Source organism: Acinetobacter sp. (genome assembly GCF_036659555.1).
Lineage (GTDB): Bacteria > Pseudomonadota > Gammaproteobacteria > Pseudomonadales > Moraxellaceae > Acinetobacter.
This window is the reverse complement of record NZ_JAVXCI010000171.1, coordinates 1-1,883: the sequence shown is the minus strand read 5'-3', so window position 1 is coordinate 1,883 and position 1,883 is coordinate 1. Positions and strand designations below refer to the sequence as shown.

At 43.4% G+C, this 1,883-nt stretch carries 3 protein-coding genes; all 3 read right to left on the bottom strand.

Annotated elements, in window-relative coordinates; all coding sequences use genetic code 11:
- Nucleotides 1-325 (bottom strand): transposase (locus RSA72_RS14445; RefSeq protein WP_332633432.1); only part of this gene is annotated, 325 nt, incomplete at its 3' end.
- 83 nt (nucleotides 326-408) lie between these two features.
- Nucleotides 409-714, bottom strand: coding sequence for an IS630 transposase-related protein (locus tag RSA72_RS14440; RefSeq protein ID WP_332633430.1), 306 nt, complete (start codon nucleotides 712-714; stop codon nucleotides 409-411).
- 222 nt (nucleotides 715-936) lie between these two features.
- Nucleotides 937-1,164, bottom strand: coding sequence for a hypothetical protein (locus tag RSA72_RS14435; protein ID WP_332624772.1), 228 nt, complete (start codon nucleotides 1,162-1,164; stop codon nucleotides 937-939).
- Nucleotides 1,165-1,883 lie beyond the last annotated feature (719 nt).

Here is a 1,883-nt window from a genome sequence, read left to right as displayed (position 1 = left end):
ATTTAGGAAGCCACACAATGTAATGCCCTGAACAGCGAACCAGCTCCTGAAGCCTTTTCCCTTTGTGAAAGGCGGCATTATCCATAATCAAAACACTGGGTTCTTTCAGTTTGGGCAATAAATCCTGTTCAATCCAGCTTTCAAATACTGCTGTGTTAACCGAACAGTCAAATACTCCAACTGTAAGCAATCTATTTTCGATTAATGCACCGATCGCATTGCTGCAATTTTTTAAATGCCAGTTAAATTCACCCTCAGCCCGCACTCCTTTGCGGCTGTAACTATGCGGTCGCGTACTTTCACTTTGAAAACCGCTTTCATCTATATAAATCAGCGGTAATTTCTGTCCTAAGCACTCAATTAGATTTTGAAATTGCAGGCGTTGATTTTGATCTGCTTTAGGATGCTTTAACGTCTTTTTTTACGTGATATTCCTGCGGCATGCAGCGCATTAAATACAGCATGCGTACTCACGCCAAAACGTTCCGCCCGTTCACTGATGTAATCATCAGGATGCTGTTCTACATCCAGCAATATTTGCGCTTTGCTGATTTTAGCTGGACGGCCAGGAATCGGCTTGCTCTCAGTCGATTTTTTCCATAGCTGTATCGTACGCGTGCATACTCCAAAATGCTGAGCAGCTTTACGTACAGACAGTTGATCTCTCGCCATAATTTCTATGACTTTGTCTTTAAAATCTTTTGAATATCCCATGTCTTCAAATGTAATAGATATTTAAGAACTTAGCTATATACGCAGCTGTGGGTGACCAGCCATTCGCTGGCGCTGGCGGAAATGATTAAAGGCTATTGCGCCGTTAGCCATTTTCAGCTGGATCAAAAAGCCGGTGAAACCATTGCAGTTCCGCTTTGCGAGGCGGAATAGATGCAGCCGCTGCAGCGCTTGACCTGAAAAACTTATTCTATTTTGAATAAATTAAGGCTTGGAAAAATTATGCGCCGTAATCAGCATGCCGTAGCTGGCGTTCAGGTAATCCCCCGCCAGAATGGTGTCTTGGCCGTTGGCATGATGCACCACCAGTTCCTTCCGGATAGCATCATAGCTGAATGAGTCAAAGCTGTCCTGATGATGGCAAAGCCACGCTAAAGTGTCCTGCAGCTGGTCATCGACAATATAGGTATCGGCCTGGAAATTTTTAGACATGAGCATTCAGCATAAAAAACAATCCGCGCTATTTTAATCGCTTTGCGCTCAAGCTGAAAGTTCAAATAAAAAGTGAGCTTGCGCTCACTTTTCCATTATTTCGTTACGCCGCACTTCCGGCATTCCTTGTGTGCTCCAATTTCTTCCATTTGTTCATATTCGTAAATATGCATGCAGAAAATTTTTCTAAATAATTGAAGCATATGATTACAACTCCTGTTTAATTTTACCAAAGCGCTTCCTTAATATTTCATCCTGAAATATTGCGGCTCTTAAACAAAAACCGCTCTTATTTATTAGCATATGTTTCAATTAAGTCAAATGTCTTTCATCTGATTTTATGCATTTTAATGCCAATAAAGCAGCTTTTTTTATTCAAAACACTCATAACTGGGCGGAAATCTTGCTGATCTGCAGCTGAAAAATGATGAGGATGATGCCCGGCGCCACGGCGCGTGTTTACTCTGTGCTGGCCTTCCAGGCGCCTATTGCGCATACAAAAGGCGGCGCAGAAATTCTGCGCCGCCTGCTGAACAGCCTATCAATGCCACAGCCCTTAAGGCACTGTTGGCGCCGGCTTCAATGCATTGATAATGCTGGTTACCTTGCCGCCAATTGCGTCTTTCATATTCACAGAAATAGTCTTCTGGCTGGAATGCTCCGAATTATTCGGGTCATTCAGGGTTAAAGTTTCTGTGGACTGCCGCGTTTGCCCCGCC